Source organism: Enterobacter sp. SCRI0065, from assembly GCF_059766475.1.
Window position 1 is genome coordinate 652670 of the sequence record NZ_JCBAJB010000001.1, and the last position, 19154, is coordinate 671823.

19 protein-coding genes are annotated in these 19154 nt (G+C 52.6%); 16 read left to right on the forward strand and 3 right to left on the reverse strand.

The window, feature by feature from the left end; translation table 11 throughout:
- Window positions 1-147: 147 nt before the first annotated feature.
- Window positions 148-666 carry a lipoprotein gene (locus AC6EMZ_RS03175; protein WP_498400926.1) on the reverse strand — a complete coding sequence of 173 codons (519 nt, stop codon included), beginning with the start codon at window positions 664-666 and terminating at the stop codon, window positions 148-150.
- A gap of 97 nt (window positions 667-763) precedes the next feature.
- Here AC6EMZ_RS03175 and AC6EMZ_RS03180 point away from each other — a divergent pair, with 97 nt between their 5' ends.
- The 3 genes from AC6EMZ_RS03180 to AC6EMZ_RS03190 all read left to right on the forward strand — a co-directional run bounded on the left by AC6EMZ_RS03180 (window position 764) and on the right by AC6EMZ_RS03190 (window position 2812).
- Window positions 764-1084 carry a heavy metal-binding domain-containing protein gene (locus AC6EMZ_RS03180; protein ID WP_498400927.1) on the forward strand — a complete coding sequence of 107 codons (321 nt, stop codon included), beginning with the start codon at window positions 764-766 and terminating at the stop codon, window positions 1082-1084.
- Window positions 1084-1914, forward strand: a complete 831-nt coding sequence (locus AC6EMZ_RS03185) for an N-acetylmuramoyl-L-alanine amidase (RefSeq protein WP_498400928.1) — start codon at window positions 1084-1086, stop codon at window positions 1912-1914. The genes AC6EMZ_RS03180 and AC6EMZ_RS03185 overlap by 1 nt, the downstream gene beginning before the upstream one ends.
- A 274-nt stretch (window positions 1915-2188) precedes the next feature.
- A complete protein-coding gene (locus AC6EMZ_RS03190) occupies window positions 2189-2812 on the forward strand; it encodes a helix-turn-helix domain-containing protein (RefSeq protein WP_498400929.1) in 624 nt (207 codons plus the stop codon).
- Here the strand turns inward: AC6EMZ_RS03190 and AC6EMZ_RS03195 are convergent.
- The gene (locus AC6EMZ_RS03195) at window positions 2809-3375 is read right to left on the reverse strand and encodes a type II secretion system protein GspB, cryptic system variant (protein WP_498400930.1); all 567 of its coding nucleotides are present in this window, start codon (window positions 3373-3375) and stop codon (window positions 2809-2811) included. The two genes, AC6EMZ_RS03190 and AC6EMZ_RS03195, sit on opposite strands and share 4 nt — an antisense overlap.
- Window positions 3375-4952: a peptidoglycan-binding protein gene (locus AC6EMZ_RS03200; protein WP_498400931.1), complete on the reverse strand. Its 1578-nt coding sequence runs from the start codon at window positions 4950-4952 to the stop codon at window positions 3375-3377. Before AC6EMZ_RS03200 ends, AC6EMZ_RS03195 begins: the two co-directional genes overlap by 1 nt.
- A 299-nt stretch (window positions 4953-5251) precedes the next feature.
- Between AC6EMZ_RS03200 and gspC the strand changes: the two genes are divergently transcribed.
- The 13 genes from gspC (at window position 5252) to AC6EMZ_RS03265 (ending at window position 19041) form a co-directional block, all read left to right on the forward strand.
- Window positions 5252-5983, forward strand: a complete 732-nt coding sequence (gene gspC / locus AC6EMZ_RS03205; protein ID WP_498400932.1) for a type II secretion system protein GspC — start codon at window positions 5252-5254, stop codon at window positions 5981-5983.
- Between the two features lie 13 nt (window positions 5984-5996).
- Window positions 5997-7928 (forward strand): type II secretion system secretin GspD, encoded by a 1932-nt coding sequence (gspD, locus tag AC6EMZ_RS03210; RefSeq protein ID WP_498400933.1) that lies wholly within the window; start codon window positions 5997-5999, stop codon window positions 7926-7928.
- 13 nt (window positions 7929-7941) lie between these two features.
- Complete coding sequence (gspE, locus tag AC6EMZ_RS03215; protein ID WP_498400934.1) at window positions 7942-9420, forward strand: type II secretion system ATPase GspE; 1479 nt, start codon at window positions 7942-7944, stop codon at window positions 9418-9420.
- Window positions 9420-10628 carry a type II secretion system inner membrane protein GspF gene (gspF, locus tag AC6EMZ_RS03220; protein WP_498400935.1) on the forward strand — a complete coding sequence of 403 codons (1209 nt, stop codon included), beginning with the start codon at window positions 9420-9422 and terminating at the stop codon, window positions 10626-10628. The genes gspE and gspF overlap by 1 nt, the downstream gene beginning before the upstream one ends.
- Window positions 10629-10630: 2 nt before the next feature.
- Window positions 10631-11077, forward strand: a complete 447-nt coding sequence (gene gspG, locus AC6EMZ_RS03225) for a type II secretion system major pseudopilin GspG (protein ID WP_498400936.1) — start codon at window positions 10631-10633, stop codon at window positions 11075-11077.
- Window positions 11078-11080: 3 nt separating this feature from the next.
- Window positions 11081-11566 carry a type II secretion system minor pseudopilin GspH gene (gspH, locus tag AC6EMZ_RS03230; RefSeq protein ID WP_498400937.1) on the forward strand — a complete coding sequence of 162 codons (486 nt, stop codon included), beginning with the start codon at window positions 11081-11083 and terminating at the stop codon, window positions 11564-11566.
- Window positions 11559-11939: a type II secretion system minor pseudopilin GspI gene (gene gspI / locus AC6EMZ_RS03235; protein WP_498400938.1), complete on the forward strand. Its 381-nt coding sequence runs from the start codon at window positions 11559-11561 to the stop codon at window positions 11937-11939. Before gspH ends, gspI begins: the two co-directional genes overlap by 8 nt.
- A complete protein-coding gene (gspJ, locus tag AC6EMZ_RS03240; protein WP_498400939.1) occupies window positions 11936-12538 on the forward strand; it encodes a type II secretion system minor pseudopilin GspJ in 603 nt (200 codons plus the stop codon). Before gspI ends, gspJ begins: the two co-directional genes overlap by 4 nt.
- Entirely contained in the window at window positions 12535-13548 is a 1014-nt protein-coding gene (gene gspK, locus AC6EMZ_RS03245; RefSeq protein WP_498400940.1) for a type II secretion system minor pseudopilin GspK, read from the forward strand. The genes gspJ and gspK overlap by 4 nt, the downstream gene beginning before the upstream one ends.
- 15 nt (window positions 13549-13563) lie before the next feature.
- Window positions 13564-14709 (forward strand): type II secretion system protein GspL, encoded by a 1146-nt coding sequence (gene gspL / locus AC6EMZ_RS03250; RefSeq protein WP_498400941.1) that lies wholly within the window; start codon window positions 13564-13566, stop codon window positions 14707-14709.
- Window positions 14706-15191, forward strand: a complete 486-nt coding sequence (locus tag AC6EMZ_RS03255) for a type II secretion system protein M (RefSeq protein ID WP_498400942.1) — start codon at window positions 14706-14708, stop codon at window positions 15189-15191. The genes gspL and AC6EMZ_RS03255 overlap by 4 nt, the downstream gene beginning before the upstream one ends.
- Window positions 15188-15973 carry a prepilin peptidase gene (locus AC6EMZ_RS03260; protein ID WP_498400943.1) on the forward strand — a complete coding sequence of 262 codons (786 nt, stop codon included), beginning with the start codon at window positions 15188-15190 and terminating at the stop codon, window positions 15971-15973. The genes AC6EMZ_RS03255 and AC6EMZ_RS03260 overlap by 4 nt, the downstream gene beginning before the upstream one ends.
- Window positions 15974-16311: 338 nt before the next feature.
- Window positions 16312-19041, forward strand: a complete 2730-nt coding sequence (locus AC6EMZ_RS03265) for a glycosyl hydrolase family 18 protein (RefSeq protein ID WP_498400944.1) — start codon at window positions 16312-16314, stop codon at window positions 19039-19041.
- Window positions 19042-19154 lie beyond the last annotated feature (113 nt).

Below are 19154 nucleotides of genomic sequence, written 5' to 3' on the forward strand. Positions count from 1 at the left end.
GTTATGCAATATTTCTGCGTTAAAAGTTAAATATAACCCGTGTTCCTGTCTAAACATAGCACAAAATAGCGCAAGCCTATGGGCGTGAGAATAAATGTCGGCATTCCTCATGGAATGCCGCACATTTTACGGGGTTAAGGCTCCGGACTAGCGATTCTCAACGGACTGGCGAAGGGTGCCAGCAGGGGCATGAACGCTGCCGCCGAGGTAGCGAACGTCATCAATCGCCCAGCATTGGCCTTCACGAATCATCAGCACTTCATCCTGCCAGGTTTGGCTGCCCTGAGTCAGTTTTACCCGCAGCGGAATGTTGCGTGCGTCGGTATTGGGGATGGTTGAGGCGCTGGCGACTTCCGCCTTGTCAGGGGCCGTGGTACGACTGGAGAACGGGTCGGATTTGAGCAGGGCATTGTGCTGAGGGTCGCGCGTGGCGTCGGTCAGCAGTTTTGCCAGGTTATCGCTCAGGTAGGGACGCAGGGCGGTAATATCATTATTACGGTGCTGGATACGGTAATCATAGAACTGTTGGGCGACAACGTCTGGACCCCCGTTAATGCACGGGCCGCTACGCGTTCCAATATCCTTAAAAGCCGGGGTGACGGGTGTGGTGCAGGCGCTGAGCAGCAGCGCGCACGGCACCAAAAGCGTCAAAGCAGAATAGCGCATGTTGATTTCCTTATTGATTAACTATCCTTTCAATCATAGCGTAACGAAACGATAATGCTGTTGCTAAGGCATTGAACGCTAAAGAAGGAGAGAAAGTATGCAGTATTCAACCACACCAACCCTGGAAGGGCAGCCGATTGTCGAGTATTGCGGTGTCGTGACCGGCGAAGCGATTCTGGGCGCAAACATTTTCCGCGACTTTTTTGCCGGTATCCGCGATATCGTTGGTGGCCGTTCGGGCGCTTATGAAAAAGAGCTGCGTAAAGCGCGTGAAATTGCGTTTAAAGAGCTCGGTGAGCAGGCGAAAGCGCTGGGTGCAAATGCGGTAGTGGGCATTGATATCGACTACGAAACCGTCGGCAAAGACGCGAGTATGCTCATGGTGAGCGTCAGCGGCACGGCTGTGAAAACCCGCTGATGATGCGTCCTCTCTCCGCCATCCTGCTGGCGATGCTGCTGGCAGGATGCGCCACTGAAGACGGCATTGTCGATAAAGGTGCCTACGAACTGGATACCCGCCATCAGGCGCAGGCGGCCTATCCGCGCATTAAAGTGCTGGTGATTCATTATACCGCGGACGACTTCGATAGCTCGCTGGCCACGCTGACGGATAAGAACGTTAGCTCGCACTACCTCATTCCCGCAAAACCGCCCGCACCTGACGGCAAACCGCGTATCTGGCAACTGGTGCCGGAAAGCGAGCTGGCCTGGCATGCTGGTATTAGCTTTTGGCGGGGTACTAATCGTATAAACGATACGTCCGTGGGTATTGAGCTGGAAAACCGAGGCTGGCAGAAAACGAATGGCGTAAAGACCTTTACCCCGTTTGAGCCTGCGCAAATTGCCGCTCTTACCCCGCTGGCGAAAGATATTATTGCCCGTTACGACATCAAACCGCAGAACGTGGTCGCTCATTCAGACATTGCGCCACAGCGGAAAGACGATCCCGGGCCGCTATTTCCGTGGCGTGAGCTCGCGAAGCAGGGTATTGGCGCGTGGCCCGATCCTGATCGCGTGGCATTTTATCTTAACGGGCAGCCGCGTTTTCAGCCTGTCGAGACGGCAGCATTACTCGAATTACTGGCTCAATACGGTTATGAGGTGCCAGAAAATAGCACTCCAGCGCAGCAGAAAAGAATTATTATGGTTTTCCAGATGCATTTTCGTCCGGAATTATGGAATGGCGTATCTGATATAGAAACAATGGCAATAGCCGAAGCATTATTAGAGAAATACGGGCAGGGATAATCCTTAGGATGCCTCCCGAATCGTAACATTTCTACATATTTATCGTTAGGTTAATCTTAGGTACATTCTCAATTCATTTTTAGTAAATTGACTTAAATTTACTCTCCTCTAGTATAGACACATAGCTTGCTAATTTATTTAAAAATTACGGCAGCAGCAGAGTAATCACTCTTCATTTTATTTTTTGGCACTAGCATAACGTTAATTAACGGCATTCGGTTTAAATACCGAGGACAGCCTTTATTTATAATTAAATCTTGAACGGGTATAACAAATGTTAAGCATGTACAGTAAAAAAATACGTCCTCAGCACGAAATGGAATCTATTATTTCTGCAACCTCAGGATACGAGGCAAAAACGTTAAAGAAATGGCAGAAAATTACCACCACCGACACCGATAGCATTCATATTATCCTTAGCGGAGAAGTTGAGTTTCGCCGTGAATCCGATGAGTTATGCATGTTTACCTTACAAAAAGAAGGTATTTTTGGCATTTCCTCTATCTTTTATAACTCCTCTCATATGTACGGCCTGGTCCGAGCCAATACTATGGTTCGTACAATCAAAAAAGATGAATTTCAACGTTTAATCACTCATCACAACCTGTGGCCTGACCTCACCAAAGTGATGGCATGGTATATTTGCCTTCTCAGCAAGCGCGATGATGTTCTGGTTGCTCGTAGCGCCTATTCCGTTGTACGCGAGTTTTTACTCGAAATTAACGAACTCATTGCTCAGCATAAAAGCGATATTAACGTTTACGATTATATTCAGGAATACACCAATCTGGCTCGCAGTACCATTATTAAAATCCTATCTGACCTGAAAAAAGGGAAATATATTGTGGTTGAGAAAGGTCGACTTCTCAGCATCACAGCATTGCCTGAAAAATATTAATCACCCCCACTGGCCTGCGTTTCGTCAATGGGCGGCGCAGGTACTTTTCCCTGTGAATAATCCTTCTGCTGATCTTGTATCGCCTGCTTAAACATTTCTTGTAACGATGAACTCGTGTTATCCGGACTTTCCGGTGGTGCAGCCTGCCTTTCGGTTCCTGGTAAAACATCGCGATCGTGTGAAACATTCCCATCGGGCGCTTGCTGCCAGTCCGAATTATCACTGTTAATTGGCATATCCTGCATGGGGGGCACATCTTCCTGCAACGGTTTGATTACCGGCGGTGGCGTCGGATGCGGGAACGGTTTGCTGACATAGACATAATGCATATCTGATAGCTGTGTTTCTGGTTTTGCCACGCTCACTTTTTTCGGTTCTGGTGCAGGATGGCGCATATTCCAGTAAACGTGGGCGTACAAGCCCGCTGCCACCATGGCCAGCAGCCCTAATATCCACAGAAACGTTGTGCCAAAGAGTCTTTTAAACCTGGGCAGCCGATAGGAAAACCAGACCGGTTCTCCGGTCTGGTAGCTGCGCTGCGCAGCGAGACATATCGTAGACATTATGATTTTTTCTCCTGTGCGTTGGTTTTCACCGCAACATGAGATGCCTGTATCAGCACGCTCGGGGTGGTATTCGTTTCGCGCATCAGCTGCATCAGGGTATCTTCACCAGGAAGGCCATCCACACGCAGCTGCATTTTTTGCTGGAATTCGCGGGTGCGTTTCATCATTTCCGTGGTCCAGCTTTGGGCATGCGTTTCCGGTTGCGCGAGCGCCAGGCTGAGTTGCTGATCGAGCCAGCTCAACTCTTTACTGTCGCTGGCGGCCGTGATCTCGTCTTTACCTTCCGGTGTCAGTCGATGCAACAACGTGTAGTTACCGGTGGCATGCTGGTTAAACCAGCGGCGGCTCACCTGCCAGGTGTGATTGTTCATTAACAGGTCCATGGAATCATCACTGGCTCGTGCCACCACGACATAATTGAGGTGATTACCGGTCTGGATCTCACTGACCCACGGGTAACCTTCTTTCACCAGCGTTTCGACAGGAGCGGTACCCTCTTTACACATCAGATTGACGCGAGCCGCGCTCTGGCAGAGTGCCTCTTCGGCTGAGGCATCGTAGCCCCACATGGTGTAAAGCTGATGCATCGCATCGGGTTTATTCACTACTTCATTATCGATAACCGGCAGAACCGGCATTTTAGGTTTTGGTGTTTGATGCTTCCAGCTTACCGGGACCGGCAGTTGCATAGGCAATGTGGAGGTAATCGTGGAGGTCAAATACCAGCCGCAGGCCGCAAACAGGACCGAGGCAAATAATCCCACGGTCGCCAGGCTCTTTTTATACGTTTTGGCAGGCAAGATTTCGCCTGCTGCCAGGCGCAAATGACGCGGGCTGACCAATCGCGCACGTTCGGTCCATGCGGCCAGCAACGACAGGTGCGCCAGTTCATTCAGCTTGCTGATATTACCCTTGGTCAGAGCATGAATTTTACGCACCCGGGCTGCTGTGAAAGGTGCCGCCTGCGTGCCGTGGGTTTCGCACTGCGCGTCGACATAGGCCAAAATTTCACGGCAGGTCAGGTGACGAAGCGTATGACGAGTGTGGACAAATTCCTGTAATCCCGATTGCTGCATCAGCGGTGCTTCGCGATCGGCAGAACCCATTAAGACGACTGACAAACGGAAATTGAGCTCCTGCGCGCGGACTAACAGCATGCCCAGTACGTCCCAGCCATTCTCTTTCATCGCCTGCATGTGCGAAATCACCAGCACTTTACCTTTGACTTTGCGAGATGGGATCTCTTCATGCCATTGGCGCAGCACTGCATCAATGGCATGAATTCTCGACTTGCTCTCTTTGGTGACCGGATTGAGCTTATAAAGCAGGCTGCTGGCACTGAGTTTTGGAAACGCGTTAATCGCCAGCACGCCAGCATCCTGGGATTTCAGCGCATCGCTGAACTGACCGGAAAGACAAGCATCGTCACTAAAGAGCGCGGTGATACCGGCCAGTTGGCTTTTTTCTTTCAGCAGGCCAAATACATCCTGATGATAAGGCACAAAAAAGTCGCCAGGCTTGCGGGTTATGGCCCGAAATGGCTGGGTATTGAAATTAAAATGGCTTAAATACATTACGTTTTACCGTCTCTTCATTCATAGCAATTGAGGCCGAAAAGTAAGGTAAATCTTGCTGTGGGGCAATGTTAAAAATGGAGAAAAATATCCTTCCGTCGCTTGCTAACATTTGATTTTTTGATGGTCAATCCTTTTCTTCATTAAAGTTAATAGCAAAGCAGGTGGTCGGTTTCTGGCAGGGTGATTACTATTTACGTTATCTAATTATGCAGCTAAAAACTGCTAACCTCCGCTTTGCTAAAGGCCAGTTAATAATGAGGATGTCATTCCTGCCCCAATGGATAACGCCCTGCGTCATGTTTGTTCTGCTCGTTTTTAGCGGGCAGCAGGGGTATATCATTTATAAAGATTATAAAAAGGTTTCCAACAAGCTGGCTGCGGCGAATAACGATACGCAAAAATTACGTGTAGCGGAAAAAGCCTTTGGGCTTTTCAAACCTGCCGACCGCCAGCAGAGCCTTACTGCTGAGGTTAAAACGCCCTTAGCCGCTGAAATTGAAGGCATTGTTAGTAGTGACGAAGCCTGGCTCTCTTTTGCGGTCATCAAGACCCAGGGTGGCCAAAAAAGTTATCGCGAGGGGGAAAGCCTGGTGGGCTTTGACGATGCTTATATCAAGGAAATTAATCAAGATAATATTGTGGTGCAGTACGAAGGCAGCGATCAAATTCTGGCGCTCAAGAAACCGGATTATTTTAAGGGTGGCATTGATAGCGGCCCAGTCACTAAATCGACAAAAGATGCAGGCGCGGATAGTTTGCATCTCAATGATTATCTGGTGTTAAAGCCATTAATCGAAAAAGGCCAGTTGGAAGGTTACAACATTAATCCACGCAATGCCTCTCCTTTCTACGGCAATTCTGGGCTGAAAAAAGGTGATGTGGTAGTGAAAGTGGACGCCGTCGATATGACGAAGGAAACGCAGGCGAAAAATATTATCGCTAATTGGTCGAAGATGAAAGAGGCGGAGGTCGTAGTCAGACGCCACGCTCACCTTGAAAATATTCGGATTGATGTTTTAAACCATTAACAAGTGTGCAGACATGAAGAAATTTCCCTGGGCGTGCGTGACGCTGACCGCATTGTCATTATATTCCGGTTCGCTGCTTGCAGCTAACTTTAGCGCCAGCTTTAAAAATACCGATATGCGCGAGTTTATCGATACGGTTGGCCGCAATTTAAACAAAACGATTCTGGTCGATCCGTCCGTTCAGGGCACTGTATCGGTCAGAACCTATAACGTCCTGACGGAAGACGAATATTACCAGTTCTTCCTGAGCGTTCTCGACCTGTACGGTTTATCGGTAATACCGATGGATAACGGCATGATCAAAGTGGTGCGCTCAAGCGTGGCACGCACGGCGGGTGTACCCGTTGCCGACAGTAAAAACCCCGGCAAAGGGGATGAGATAATCACTCGCGTGGTTCGCATGGAAAATGTACCGGTGCGTGAACTCGCGCCCTTGCTGCGCCAGCTCAACGATGCCAGCGGTATTGGCAACGTCGTACACTTCGAACCGTCGAACGTGATGCTGTTGACCGGTAAAGCCTCAGTGGTGAACCGTCTGGTGGATCTGGTCGAGCGCGTCGATCGTTCCGGCGTTCAGCGTCGAGAAATTGTCCCGCTGCATTACGCCTCTGCGAAAGCGCTTTCCGACATGTTAAACAATCTCAACAACGAAGAGCAAAAAGGGCAGAACGCCCCGCAGCTGGCGACGAAAGTGGTGGCCGATGATGAAACCAATAGCCTGGTGATCAGCGGTCCGGAAGAGGGGCGCGCGCGCACCCGTTCGCTGATTGGCCAGCTCGATCGCGAGCAGAACAACGAGGGGAATACCCGCGTGTTCTATCTGAAATATGCCAACGCCGCCAAAGTGGTGCCGGTGTTAACCGGGATCGGCGAGCAGTTGAAAGACAAGCCAGGCGTGGCAAAAAGCAAATCGCCTACTGCTGCGACGGATTTGAACATTACGGCCGACGAATCGACCAACTCGCTGGTGATTACCGCACAGCCTAACGTGATGAACTCGCTTGAGAAGGTTATCGACAAGCTCGATATCCGTCGTCCGCAGGTTCTGGTTGAAGCCATTATTGCCGAAGTTCAGGACGGTAACGGTCTGGATCTCGGCGTGCAGTGGACCGGCAAACATGGTGGCGTCCAGTTTGGTGCGACCGGCATGCCGATCAGCCAGATTAAAAATGGCGTGATTAAAGGTGCCAGCTTCACGGGCCTGGCGACCGGCTTCTTTAACGGTGATTTTGGCGCGCTAATGACCGCGCTGTCGACCAACGGCAAGAATGACATTCTTTCTACGCCGAGCGTCGTCACGCTGGATAACAAAGAAGCGTCGTTCAACGTCGGTCAGGACGTGCCCGTCCTGTCGGGTTCGCAGACCACCAGTGGCGATAACGTCTTTAACTCGGTGGAGCGTAAAACGGTCGGTACCAAGCTGAAGATTGTGCCGCAGATTAACGACGGCGACATGATTCACCTGAAGATCGAGCAGGAAGTGTCCAGCGTGGATGCCAGCGCAACGGAAGATGCCAGCCTTGGCCCAACCTTCAATACCCGCACCATTAATAACGAAGTCATGGTGCACAGCGGGCAGACGGTTGTTCTTGGCGGTCTGATGGAGAGCGTGAACAAACAAAACGTGTCGAAAGTCCCGCTGCTGGGCGACATTCCGCTGATTGGTCAGCTGTTCCGTTACACCTCGCAGGATACGTCGAAGCGCAATCTGATGGTGTTTATCCACACCACCGTACTGCGTGATGACGATAACTACAGCGCGGCGTCGAAGGAAAAATACGATCAGATTCGCGCGCGCCAGCAGCAGCGTATGGAAGAGAAAAAGCTAGGCATCATTGAAAACGATGATACGCCGCTTCTGCCTGCCTATCCCACGTCGACCCCGAGCCACGTTGCACCGGTGAAAGCCAGTACCACGAACTCGCACAATCCTTTTAAAGAGTAAGGCGGGCCGCAACGTGGATGAATTAAGCAAAAATTTGTGCGCCAGTAGCTTCGCAAAAGATAACGGTGTGCTGTTTCATAACAACAACGTGTATATCCGCGAGGATGCGCCAGCGTTTGCCCTGCTGGAAGTCCGCCGCGTGCTGGGGCGCAGCTATGCGCCGATAATTTTAACGGCTGAAGCCTTTGAAGAAATGCTCGCGAAAATCTGGCAGCAAAACAGCGGCGTTTCCCAGCAAATGGTTGACGATATTGATGCGGATATCGATCTGATGGCGTTAACCGAGGAGATCCCCGATAACGAGGATCTGCTGGATAACGACGAGAACTCACCGGTCATTCGCCTGATCAACGCCATTTTGGGCGAGGCGGTCAAAGACGGCGCATCGGATATCCATATTGAGACGTTTGAGCGCACGCTCAGCATTCGTTTTCGCGTGGATGGCGTGCTGCGTCCTGTACTCCAGCCCGCGCGCAAACTGGCGCCGATGCTGGTGTCGAGGATCAAAGTCATGTCCAAACTGGATATCGCCGAGAAACGTCTGCCGCAGGATGGACGTATTTCTCTGCGTATCGGGCGTAAAGCGATCGACGTGCGCGTCTCGACGATTCCATCGCAGTACGGCGAGCGCGTGGTCATGCGTCTGCTGGACAAAGGTAATTTGCAGCCGGATATCAACAAGCTCGGGCTTATCGATGAAGAACTCACCAAATTAAAAGGGCTGATTGACCGCCCACACGGCATTATCCTGGTCACCGGGCCAACCGGTTCGGGTAAAAGCACCACGCTGTACGCGATTTTGTCGGCGCTGAACGGGCATGAACGCAATATTTTGACCGTAGAAGATCCGATTGAATACGAGCTGGAAGGCGTGGGACAGACCCAGGTCAACCCGCGAGTCGACATGACCTTTGCCCGTGGATTGCGCGCTATTTTGCGTCAGGACCCGGACGTGGTGATGATCGGGGAGATCCGCGACAGCGAAACCGCGCAAATCGCGGTACAGGCCTCGCTGACCGGTCACCTGGTGATGTCTACGCTGCATACAAACAGTGCCGCAGGGGCGATAACCCGCCTTCGCGATATGGGGCTGGAGTCATTCTTAATTGGCTCTTCGCTACTGGGCGTCATTGCCCAGCGTCTGGTGCGTCGGCTGTGTACTCACTGCCGTACGACCAGTCCGCTGGATGACAATGAAAAAGCACTGTTCAGCTTTATGGATACCCCGCCAAAAGCGATTTATCGCGCCGTGGGCTGCGAACATTGTCGCCAGGGCGGCTATCAAGGGCGTGCCGGGATCCACGAGTTCCTGGTGGTCGACAGCACAATGCGCCGCGCGATCCATGAAGATAAAGACGAAATGGCCATCGAAACGCAGCTGTTTAAACAGGCCTATAGCCTGCGTGAAAACGGTCTGATGAAGGTTATCTCCGGGGTGACGTCGCTGGAAGAGGTGATGCGCGTCACCGCCGAGCGCGGGGGTGACGAATAATGGCCTGGTATGCGTGGACCGCCACGGATGCTGCCGGGAAAACCCAGCGCGGAACGTTGCAGGCCGAAGGGCTAAAGCAGGTGCGCCAGACGCTGCGTGATCAAAAGCTGATGCCGGTGAATATTGCACCGACGAGCGATCGCGCCGCAGGGAAAAGCGCGCAGAAAGGGGCAAAACTGTCCACGCCCGTGCTGTCGATGTTTACCCGTCAGCTGTCAACGCTTATCAACGCCGCGCTGCCGCTGGAAAGCGCCCTCAAGGCTATTTCCAAACAAACGGAAGATAAAAAGCTGGCGGTGATGGTCACCGAGATCCGCGAAAAAGTGGTCGAAGGCCACACGCTGTTTGACGCTTTTAGCCAGTTTCCGCGCACCTTTGACAAGCTCTACTGCACGCTGGTGATGGCGGGCGAAAAAACCGGCCATCTTGGTGATGTGCTGGAGAAGCTGGCGGAATATAACGAGCAGCGTCAGGCGATGAAAAGCAAGCTGACCCAGGCGATGGTCTATCCGATCACGCTGACGGTGGTGGCGATCGCGGTGATCTCCATTCTGCTGGTGGCCGTGGTGCCGCAGGTGATCGAGCAGTTTACCCACATGAAACAGCAACTGCCTGTCACGACCCGCACGCTGATTGCGGTCAGCGACTTTTTACAGGCTTACGGCACGTTCATTGCCGGAGGAATGGCCGGCGCATTTGTGGCTTTTAAGGCCTGGCTGAAAAGCGACAAAAACCGCTTTCGCTATCACGGCTGGCTGGTCAATCATTCGCCGCTGAAAAAGCTGGTTTGCGCCATTAACAGCGCCCGCTATATCCGCACGCTGAGTATCCTACAAGCCAGTAGCGTCCCGCTGCTGGAAGGGATGTATATCGCGATGGACGGTATTGAAAACCGGTATGCCCGCCAGGTGCTGGAGCATGCCGCGGACGCCGTGCGCCAGGGGGCGTCGTTATACCAGTCGCTGGAACAGGCGAAGCTATTTCCGCCAACCATGCTGTATATGATTGCCTCCGGTGAAGAGAGTGGCGAACTGGGCCCCTTAATGGACCGCGCCGCACAAAACCAGGAATCCGGATTACAGCATCGAATTACATTAACGTTGTCGGTATTTGAACCGGCACTGGTGGTCACAATGGCGACAGTCGTTTTATTCATCGTACTGTCAATATTACAGCCGCTTCTTCAGCTCAATAATATGGTGGGTTAATTATGTCTCTGAAACAACAACGTCTGACGCGTCAGGCGGGGTTTACGTTGCTCGAATTAATGGTGGTCATTGTTATTCTCGGGGTGCTTGCCAGTATGGTCGTGCCGAATTTAATGGGGAATAAAGAAAAAGCCGATGCCCAAAAAGCCACCAGCGATATCGTCGCGCTGGAAGGGTCGCTGGATATGTATAAGCTTGATAACCATCGTTATCCCACCACTGAACAGGGTTTGCAGGCGCTGGTGACTCAGCCTGAGATTGCACCGATTCCTAAAGGATATCGTACCGATGGCTATATCCGTCGTCTGCCGCAGGATCCGTGGGGCAATGATTATCTTCTGGTGAGCCCGGGTGAGCATGGTGCCATTGATGTGTTCTCAGCAGGCCCAGATGCCGAAGCCAATACCGCTGACGATATTACCAACTGGTCAACTGACGAAAAAAAATAAGTCATGAATAAGCAACGTGGATTTACATTGCTGGAAATTATTCTGGCGCTGGTTATCTTTGCCAGTTGCGCCATGATGGTGGTCTCTACCATTCCGTCACGCAGCGGCGCAGATATATTAGGACAGCAATTACAATCCCTCGTTGAATATGGTTCTGACCGTGCGGTGATGGACGGAAATATTATGGGGCTGGCGATCACCTCATCGGAATATCAATTAATGATATATACCGAAAAAGCCGGTGAACGCCGCTGGGAGCCACTCGTTGCCGGGCGGATTACTACCCATGGCACCTTTCCAGAAGAGATGCACGTGACGTTATCACCGCAGCGTCTGGCGGCCACGCTGAATACCGACCCGCAAATTGTCTTTTTGCCGGACGGGGAGATTGGCCGCTTTCGTCTGACGTTGCAGAGTGTTGATAAGCAGCAGCATTTCAGCGTGGTGTCGCAAGGTGCTTCGCCCGTTTCGGTGGAGAACAATGGCTAAACGCAAAACAAAAGAACAGGGCATGACGCTGCTGGAAGTGATGGTTGCGCTGGTGATTTTCTCGACCGCCGCGCTGGCGCTGATGAACTCCGTCTCGCTGAACGTGCGCTTTACCCACGGGCTGGCAGACACGTTACAGGCGAGCTGGGTGGCTGAAAACCTGCTGGCCGAAGCCGAACTCGCCAAAACCGATTTTCCCGACGCGCCTGATGAAGGGACCGAAATCATGGGTGGCCGCAGCTGGAACTGGCATAAGCAGCGGGTGAAAACCGCAAATAATACCTTTGCCGATGACGTGCAGGTGTATGCCGAGGGCGATGAAAGCCAGCCGGTAATTGCCTTGCAGGTCATTGCACCGGAAGAACGCCAGTGAGCCCGCGCATCAAGCGTCAGCAGGGCTTTACGCTGCTGGAGATCATGATTGCGCTGACCATCTTTGCGGTGATCAGCACCCTGGCATGGCAGATTCTGGATGGCGCGATGCGTACCACCTCGGCAACGGATACGGCGGCGACGAAGCTTAACCAGCTTCAGCGCACCTATAACCTACTTGAACGTGACTTTTTTCAGTTGCAGGCGCGTGCGCCGCGTAATGAGCCCGAGGCGTTTCGCCAGGATGAAAATACCCTGGAACTGACCACGCTCAGCGGTATGAGCGGGCAGGTACAGCTAGAGCGCGTGCGTTGGCGGCTGGAAGATCATCGCCTGTGGCGCGATGTCTGGCCTGCCATCGATGGCCCGGTCGGCGTCAAGCCAGAAGAGGTGCCGATCCTCAGTGACGTCAAAGAGATGCAGTGGCGCTTCTGGCAGGACGGCTGGCAGGATTCGTGGCCAGAAACGGCCAGTCAACCGGACGGCATTGAGCTGACGTTAACCATGGAAAACGGAGAAACCTGGCGCTGGGTGTTCGTCACGCCGACAGAAGCGCCAGTCGCACCGGTTCCTCCCGTGGATGCAGGAGCCAAACAATGAGAGCGAAAGCAGCGCGAAAACAGCGCGGCGTGGCGCTACTGGTGGTGTTGATCCTGCTGGTGATGATGTCGGCGCTGGCGGCCAAGATAAGCCAGCAGTTTTGCCGAAATCTACAGAAAACGCGCTATCAGGTGAGTCAGCAGCAGCTGCGCTGGGCGATTCAGGGCCAGCAAAAGGCGATAGACGACATGCTGCAAACCGAGGCCGGTGCAGAGAGCAAAGGCTTATCGCCGGAGGGCGTATGGACCGAACCGCTGGAAACCAAAGGTGAGAATTACACCGTGGTCAGTCAGATAGAGGACGCTCAAACCTGCTTTAACGTCAACAACCTGCTGGCAGAAGATAAAACGCCTGTCGCTGAGACGGGGGCGATCCCGGCTAAACCGGTTAAAGAGCAGATCGTGGAGCAACTGTTGATCGACAGTGGCGTCAGTACGGTCGCCGCAGAAGAGGTCTACTGGCAACTGGTGGACTACCTCGATGGCGACAGCACGACGGTAAAAGAGGGGCAGGAGAGCGATGCCTGGGCAGGCGTGGTGCCAGCCAGACAACCGGCCAACCAGATGATGCGAACCATTGGTGAGATAAAACTGCTACCCGCGTTCCCGCAGGCGACGTACGCTAGGGTGAGCCAGGTGCTGTGCGCATTGCCTGATTCGGCGAGCAAAGTCGATATCAATACCCTGACGCCAGAGCAGGCACCGCTCCTGTCCGCGCTGTTTGCGGGCAAGTTAAGTGAGGACGACGCCGCACGGCTGTTGGCCTCGCGCCCGGAAGCAGGCTGGGAGTCAATGGAGACGCTCAGCAAAGCGCTTGAGGCCAATTTTCCGCAAACCAAAGAGATCCTGATGCAGGTACAGGAGCTTGTGGGAGTGAACAGTCGCTATTTCCGGGTGAACAGTACCGGCAATACCGATGATTTAACGCTGCGCGTCGTCAGCCAGCTTCATGTTGATAATGAAGCCGGCAAGGTTATTACCTGGCAACGTCGTTACCGAATGATTGAATAACGAAAGTCATAATCTATGAAACAGGTTCTTTTTATTCGTCCCGACACGCGCGAGGACGGAAATATAGCGTGGTGTGAATCCGGTAGCCAGCAGGTGGGTACCCTTTCCGGCTGGAGTGCGTTAAGCGAGTTAGCAGACCATGCGTTATCGGAGCGGGTGTGTGTCTTGCTGCCCGCCAGCGAAACGATCCTCCGTCATTTTACCTTGCCGAAAAAGGGGTTATCCACCCAGGCAACGCCGTTCTCATGGATGGCAGAAGAGACCTTGATTGGCGACGTCGACAACCTGCACTGGACGGTGCTTGGCAAAAAAGGCCGCGAAGTGGATGCGGTGGCGATTGACGCGGAACGTCTCACGCAGTGGCTTGCTCTGTTTACCGATGCCGGACTCAAGGTTATCCAGATTTTGCCGGATGCCATTCTCCTGCCGGTGAGTGACGGCGGCAGTACGCTTGTCGTGATGGAGGAGAGCTACTGGTTGCGTTTTTCGCCGTTCGGGGCCTGCGAAGCCGATGCGGGATTATTGCCGCTGCTGTTAAGCAAAAGCGGCGATGGCGAAATCTGCTGCTACGGGAATGCGCCGCAGGGCATCGATATTAACGAGCAACAGCCGTGGCAGCATCCGCTGGTGCTGATTCAACCGCAGTGGAAGACCTGTCGTGCCAATATGCTCAGCGGTGAGTTTTCTCAGCGTCGCGGGAATGGCAACGGTATTCGCCACGCGAAAACCCTTCTGGCAGCCATGGCATTGCTGTCCGTCGGGCTTCTGATTGGGCCGCGAGCGGGTATGGCGTGGATGCTGGTACAACACGAAAATCAGGTACAGCAGGAAATGACCGAGCTTGCTCAACACTATTTTCCTACGTTGCGTCAGGCCACCAACCTGAAATATCACTTTGGTCAGAATATCAAAAAACAGCAAAAAGGCGTTTTCCTGCAACTGGAGGCGCTGGAAAAGATTAAGCAGTCCGTTCCTGCCGTCGAGTTAAGTGAAGTGGATTATAACCATGCGCAGGATAAATTAACGCTGAGCCTGCAATCGTCAAACCCGCAGGCATTACAGGATTTTGTGAACCGGGCCAGCGAGAACTTTGAATTCTCACTCCAACCCGTTTCAAGCGAAGCACCCTTTACCGCGATCGTCACAGGGAAATACAAATGAAAGAGCGTCTTGCGCAATTAACATCGCGCTATAAAAACTACAGCGCCCGCGAACGGAATCTTTTTAAAATATGTGCTGCCGCGATGTGCTGTGCCGTCATTTATTACGGCGGAGTTATCCCGCTGGATACCATGATCAAAAGCAGCCAGAGCGTATTAATTAAGCAAAAGCAGACGTTGAACTGGATGCGTGATGAAATTAATAAAAACCATCTCCAGGCTCGGGTCGTTAAAACAAATAATCCGCGTAGCGTGGTGGAAATAAGCGCAAAAGAAATTCATGTCGCACTGACGGACGTTCGTCAGGATGGCCAATCGATGTCATTTATGATCGACCGGATCAACGTTTACGAGCTCAAAAACTGGCTGCGTGAAATCAACTTTACGTCAGGGATCCGCCTGGAAGGGATTGACCTGACGCCTGTCGATCACGTCAGCGATGTCAAAGCACAAATCAAACTCACCTGGGCGAAAACGGCATGACTGCCCTGATGCTATTGCGTGAAAGCTGTGTGCCGGGTTTTTGCCTGATGAGCGCAGTGCTCGGGGGGATTATCGGCAGCTTTCTTGGCGTGGTAGCAGAGCGCGTGCCGCTGATGGTCATGGGGGAAGAGGGGGCAGGCAATCTGATGTTCCCCGCCTCCCATTGCCCGTCGTGCTCTCATCCTCTGTCGTGGTGGGAAAATATTCCTGTCCTGAGCTGGTGCGGGCTGCGTGGACGTTGCCACCATTGCCAGGCGGCCATTCCGGTGCGTCTATTGATAGTGGAACTGGCAAGTGCGCTGTTCTTTGCCGGGTCGGCCGCCATTGCACCTTCTCTGTTAGCACTGATTTCGGTGTGGATCCTCTGGGGCGGCCTGCTGCCGCTGGCGATTATCGATCGTCAACATATGCTGCTACCGGACTGTCTGACCCTGCCGCTGCTTTGGGCCGGTTTATTACTGCATTCTGTTTTCCACACGCTGCCGTTGACCGATGCGCTTTACGGCGCAGTGGCGGGGTATCTTTCGCTCTGGCTGGTGTACTGGCTATGCCGATGGCTGACCGGGCGGGAAGGGCTGGGATACGGTGATTTCAAACTGCTTGCCGCACTGGGTGCCTGGTGCGGCTGGCAAGCGCTGCCAACGTTGGTGCTGGCAGCGGCACTCGGTGGTATTGCGACATACGTAATGTTCTATAAATCATTTAAAAACGAAGGGCGTATTCCCTTTGGGCCTTTGCTGGCGTTAGCGGGATTATCAATATTTATTATCCAGACGTTCTAGTTGGCAATGTGTATTGCCAGGTCAAGTTTTTTTTAAAATATTTTCACCAGGGGAATGAAAGGAAAGTCAAAGTTCCCTCGTGTATTGTAAGAAACATAAGCTATAGGGATTATTTGCTCGTGTCTTTTAATGGAGGAAAACGCTGCTCTATATATTTACGATTGCAGAGAGAGAGTGGCTGCAATAGGTGTTTTTAGGGCGAAAGCATAATCAGGTCATGTTTCACAATTGGGTCAGTTCATGTTGTTTTAATTAAATGACAATTTAATTACGCATCCATGCTTGATGGAATGCATGGGTCTTTACATATTCGCAAATAAAATTATCAGGAATTAATAATGAAATTTATGAAGCCTAAATATCTGGCGCTTTTTGTTGCGGCAGTAACCAGCTCTGCATTCGCAGGCGCGCCAGGTGCACCTACTATCGGCTATGGCAATGACAAATTTGCTCTGGTTGAAGTGGATCAGGCTGCGCAAGATTATAACAGCCTCGTCAAAGTCCATAACGACGGCGTGGATGTGAAAGTTGAGTGGAACGTCTGGAGCGGTGATGCGCCTACCTCAGCTAAAGTGCTGCTGGATGGTCAGACCGTGTGGTCTGGTGCAGGCAGCGCCGCTGGCTCTGCAACCTTTAAGGTGAAGAAGGGCGGACGCTATCAGGAACAGGTTGAAGTCTGTAACACCAGCGGCTGTGCCAAAAGCGCCAGCAAGCTGGTGATTGTTGCTGATACCGACGGTAGCCACCTGCTGCCGCTGAATGCGGCGATGCAGGAAAACAACAAAACCTTAGCTAAGCACACCGACAAAGTGGTTGCAGCCTATTTCCCTGAATGGGGCGTATATGGCCGTAACTTCCCGGTAGACAAAATCCCGGCAGCAAACCTTAACCATATTCTGTATGGCTTCATTCCAATCTGCGGCGGCGATGGCATCAACGATGGTCTGAAAACCGTTGAAGGCGGTAACAGCTTCGAAGTTCTCCAGCGCGACTGTAAGGGCCGCCCTGATTTCACCGTGGCAATCCACGATCCGTGGGCTGCACTGCAAAAGCCACAGGCTGGCGTTTCTGGCTGGGACGACCCGTACAAGGGTAACTTTGGTCAGCTGATGGCGTTGAAAAAAGCGCATCCGGACCTGAAGGTACTGCCATCCATCGGCGGCTGGACGTTGTCCGATCCGTTCTATCATATGGGCGATGCTGCAATCCGCGCACGTTTTGTCTCCTCTGTTAAAGAGTTCCTGCAAACCTGGAAATTCTTCGACGGCGTGGATATCGACTGGGAATTCCCTGGCGGCGGCGGTGTGACGGAAACCTTGGGCAATCCGCAGCAGGATAAAGCCACCTATACCGCAGTGATCCACGATCTGCGTGTCATGCTGAACGAACTGTCTGCACAGACCGGTCGTACTTATGAACTGACCAGCGCCATTGGTGCCGGCAAAGATAAAATTGAAGACGTGGATTACACCACGGCGCAACGCGATCTCGACCACATCTTCCTGATGAGCTATGACTTCTTCGGCGGCTGGAGCAATACCGAGCTGGGCCACCAGGCTGCGCTGCGTGGGGCATCCTGGAAACCAGACACCAACTACACCACCGAAAACGGCGTGAACGCGCTGCTGGAGCAGGGTGTTCAACCTGGTAAGATCGTTGTGGGCGCGGGCATGTATGGCCGCGGCTGGACCGGCGTTCACGGCTACACTGGTGACAATCCATTCACCGGTACGGCAATGGGCATGGTGAAAGGCACCTGGGAACCAGGCGTAGTTGACTACCGTCAGATCGTGGATGAATACAAAGGTAAGCCAGGCTGGGAATCCGGTTACGATGCAGCAGCTGAAGCGCCTTATGTGTTCAACAAATCCACCGGTGACCTGATCTCTTATGAAGACGCGCGTTCTACTACCGCAAAAGGTAAGTATGTGCTGTCTAATAACCTGGGCGGTCTCTTTGCATGGTCTATCGATTCCGATAACGGCGATATCCTGAATGCGATGAACGAAAGCCTGATGGGCGGCTCTGCACCGGTTGATCCGGTCGTGACCAACCATGCACCGATCGCAACGGCTGTCGATCAGACCGTAACCGGTCCAGCTAGCGTTAGCCTGGACGGCTCGGCATCAACCGATCCGGATGGCGATACCATCACTTACAAATGGACCCAGATTTCTGGCCCAACGGTGACTATTGCTAATAGCACTAAAGCAAAAGCCTCCTTCAACGTGGCAGCCGTGACCGCCAACCAGGCGTCGGTATTCCGCCTGACCGTGACCGATGCAAAAGGCTTGAGTAATTCCGTAGACGTACAGGTTGTCAATAAAGCACCTAAAGCCAATCAGGCGCCGGTTGTAAACCAGATGGAAACTGTCACTCTGCAGGCGGGTGAAACTTATGCTCTGCATGCACAGGCGGTGGATCCAGACGGTGATGCACTGACCTACTCCTGGAGCGTTCCAGCGGATATGCACGCTACCGGTACTAACACCGCGAACGTGAATATTACTGCACCGGAAGTGGCTTCTGAGTCTAGCTACACGCTGAGCGTTGTGGTCAGCGATGGCAAAACCAGCGTTCAGTCCAACGTGCAGGTTGTGGTAACGCCAAAACCAGCAGACATGACGCCTCCGGCTGATGAAGTGACACCGCCTGCTGATGAAGTGACACCGCCTGCTGATGAAGTAACGCCACCGGCTGATGAAGTAACACCACCGGCTGATGGCTCAGCTTCCGCGAGCTGTGACGCCCCGGTTGATGCTAATGCCAGCAAATTTGCTGCATGGTCTGCTAACAAGGTTTACAACACTGGCGATACCGTCAGCAGTGACAACCTGGTGTGGAAAGCGAAGTACTGGACTCAGGGCAATAAACCAGGTTTCAACGTAGATGCGTGGGAACTGGTCAGCCAGGTGAAAATGAACTGGCGTTCTGACGTGGTTTATAACGGTGGTGAAACCACTACCTATAACGGTTCTGTATACCGTGCTAAATGGTGGACCCGTGGTGATAACCCAGCGAATAGCGATGTATGGGTGAAAGAAGGCGCGTCTTCCGACTGTAAATAATCTTCGCAACCTGAAATTGTGGGACTGATATCACCCCACAATACGTTGACCACACCCCGCTTCGGGTGTGGTCAACAACTTAAAATTTATATGTGTGCGCAAGGAGTGGAGGC

Bases quoted from the DNA above. Each gene is read 5' to 3' on its own strand.
- AC6EMZ_RS03175 (WP_498400926.1), bottom strand. From the start codon at position 666: ATGCGCTATTCTGCTTTGACGCTTTTGGTGCCGTGCGCGCTGCTGCTC.
- AC6EMZ_RS03180 (WP_498400927.1), top strand. From the start codon at position 764: ATGCAGTATTCAACCACACCAACCCTGGAAGGGCAGCCGATTGTCGAG.
- AC6EMZ_RS03185 (WP_498400928.1), top strand. From the start codon at position 1,084: ATGATGCGTCCTCTCTCCGCCATCCTGCTGGCGATGCTGCTGGCAGGA.
- AC6EMZ_RS03190 (WP_498400929.1), top strand. From the start codon at position 2,189: ATGTTAAGCATGTACAGTAAAAAAATACGTCCTCAGCACGAAATGGAA.
- AC6EMZ_RS03195 (WP_498400930.1), bottom strand. From the start codon at position 3,375: ATGTCTACGATATGTCTCGCTGCGCAGCGCAGCTACCAGACCGGAGAA.
- AC6EMZ_RS03200 (WP_498400931.1), bottom strand. From the start codon at position 4,952: ATGTATTTAAGCCATTTTAATTTCAATACCCAGCCATTTCGGGCCATA.
- gspC (WP_498400932.1), top strand. From the start codon at position 5,252: ATGTTTGTTCTGCTCGTTTTTAGCGGGCAGCAGGGGTATATCATTTAT.
- gspD (WP_498400933.1), top strand. From the start codon at position 5,997: ATGAAGAAATTTCCCTGGGCGTGCGTGACGCTGACCGCATTGTCATTA.
- gspF (WP_498400935.1), top strand. From the start codon at position 9,420: ATGGCCTGGTATGCGTGGACCGCCACGGATGCTGCCGGGAAAACCCAG.
- gspG (WP_498400936.1), top strand. From the start codon at position 10,631: ATGTCTCTGAAACAACAACGTCTGACGCGTCAGGCGGGGTTTACGTTG.
- gspH (WP_498400937.1), top strand. From the start codon at position 11,081: ATGAATAAGCAACGTGGATTTACATTGCTGGAAATTATTCTGGCGCTG.
- gspI (WP_498400938.1), top strand. From the start codon at position 11,559: ATGGCTAAACGCAAAACAAAAGAACAGGGCATGACGCTGCTGGAAGTG.
- gspK (WP_498400940.1), top strand. From the start codon at position 12,535: ATGAGAGCGAAAGCAGCGCGAAAACAGCGCGGCGTGGCGCTACTGGTG.
- gspL (WP_498400941.1), top strand. From the start codon at position 13,564: ATGAAACAGGTTCTTTTTATTCGTCCCGACACGCGCGAGGACGGAAAT.
- AC6EMZ_RS03255 (WP_498400942.1), top strand. From the start codon at position 14,706: ATGAAAGAGCGTCTTGCGCAATTAACATCGCGCTATAAAAACTACAGC.
- AC6EMZ_RS03260 (WP_498400943.1), top strand. From the start codon at position 15,188: ATGACTGCCCTGATGCTATTGCGTGAAAGCTGTGTGCCGGGTTTTTGC.
- AC6EMZ_RS03265 (WP_498400944.1), top strand. From the start codon at position 16,312: ATGAAATTTATGAAGCCTAAATATCTGGCGCTTTTTGTTGCGGCAGTA.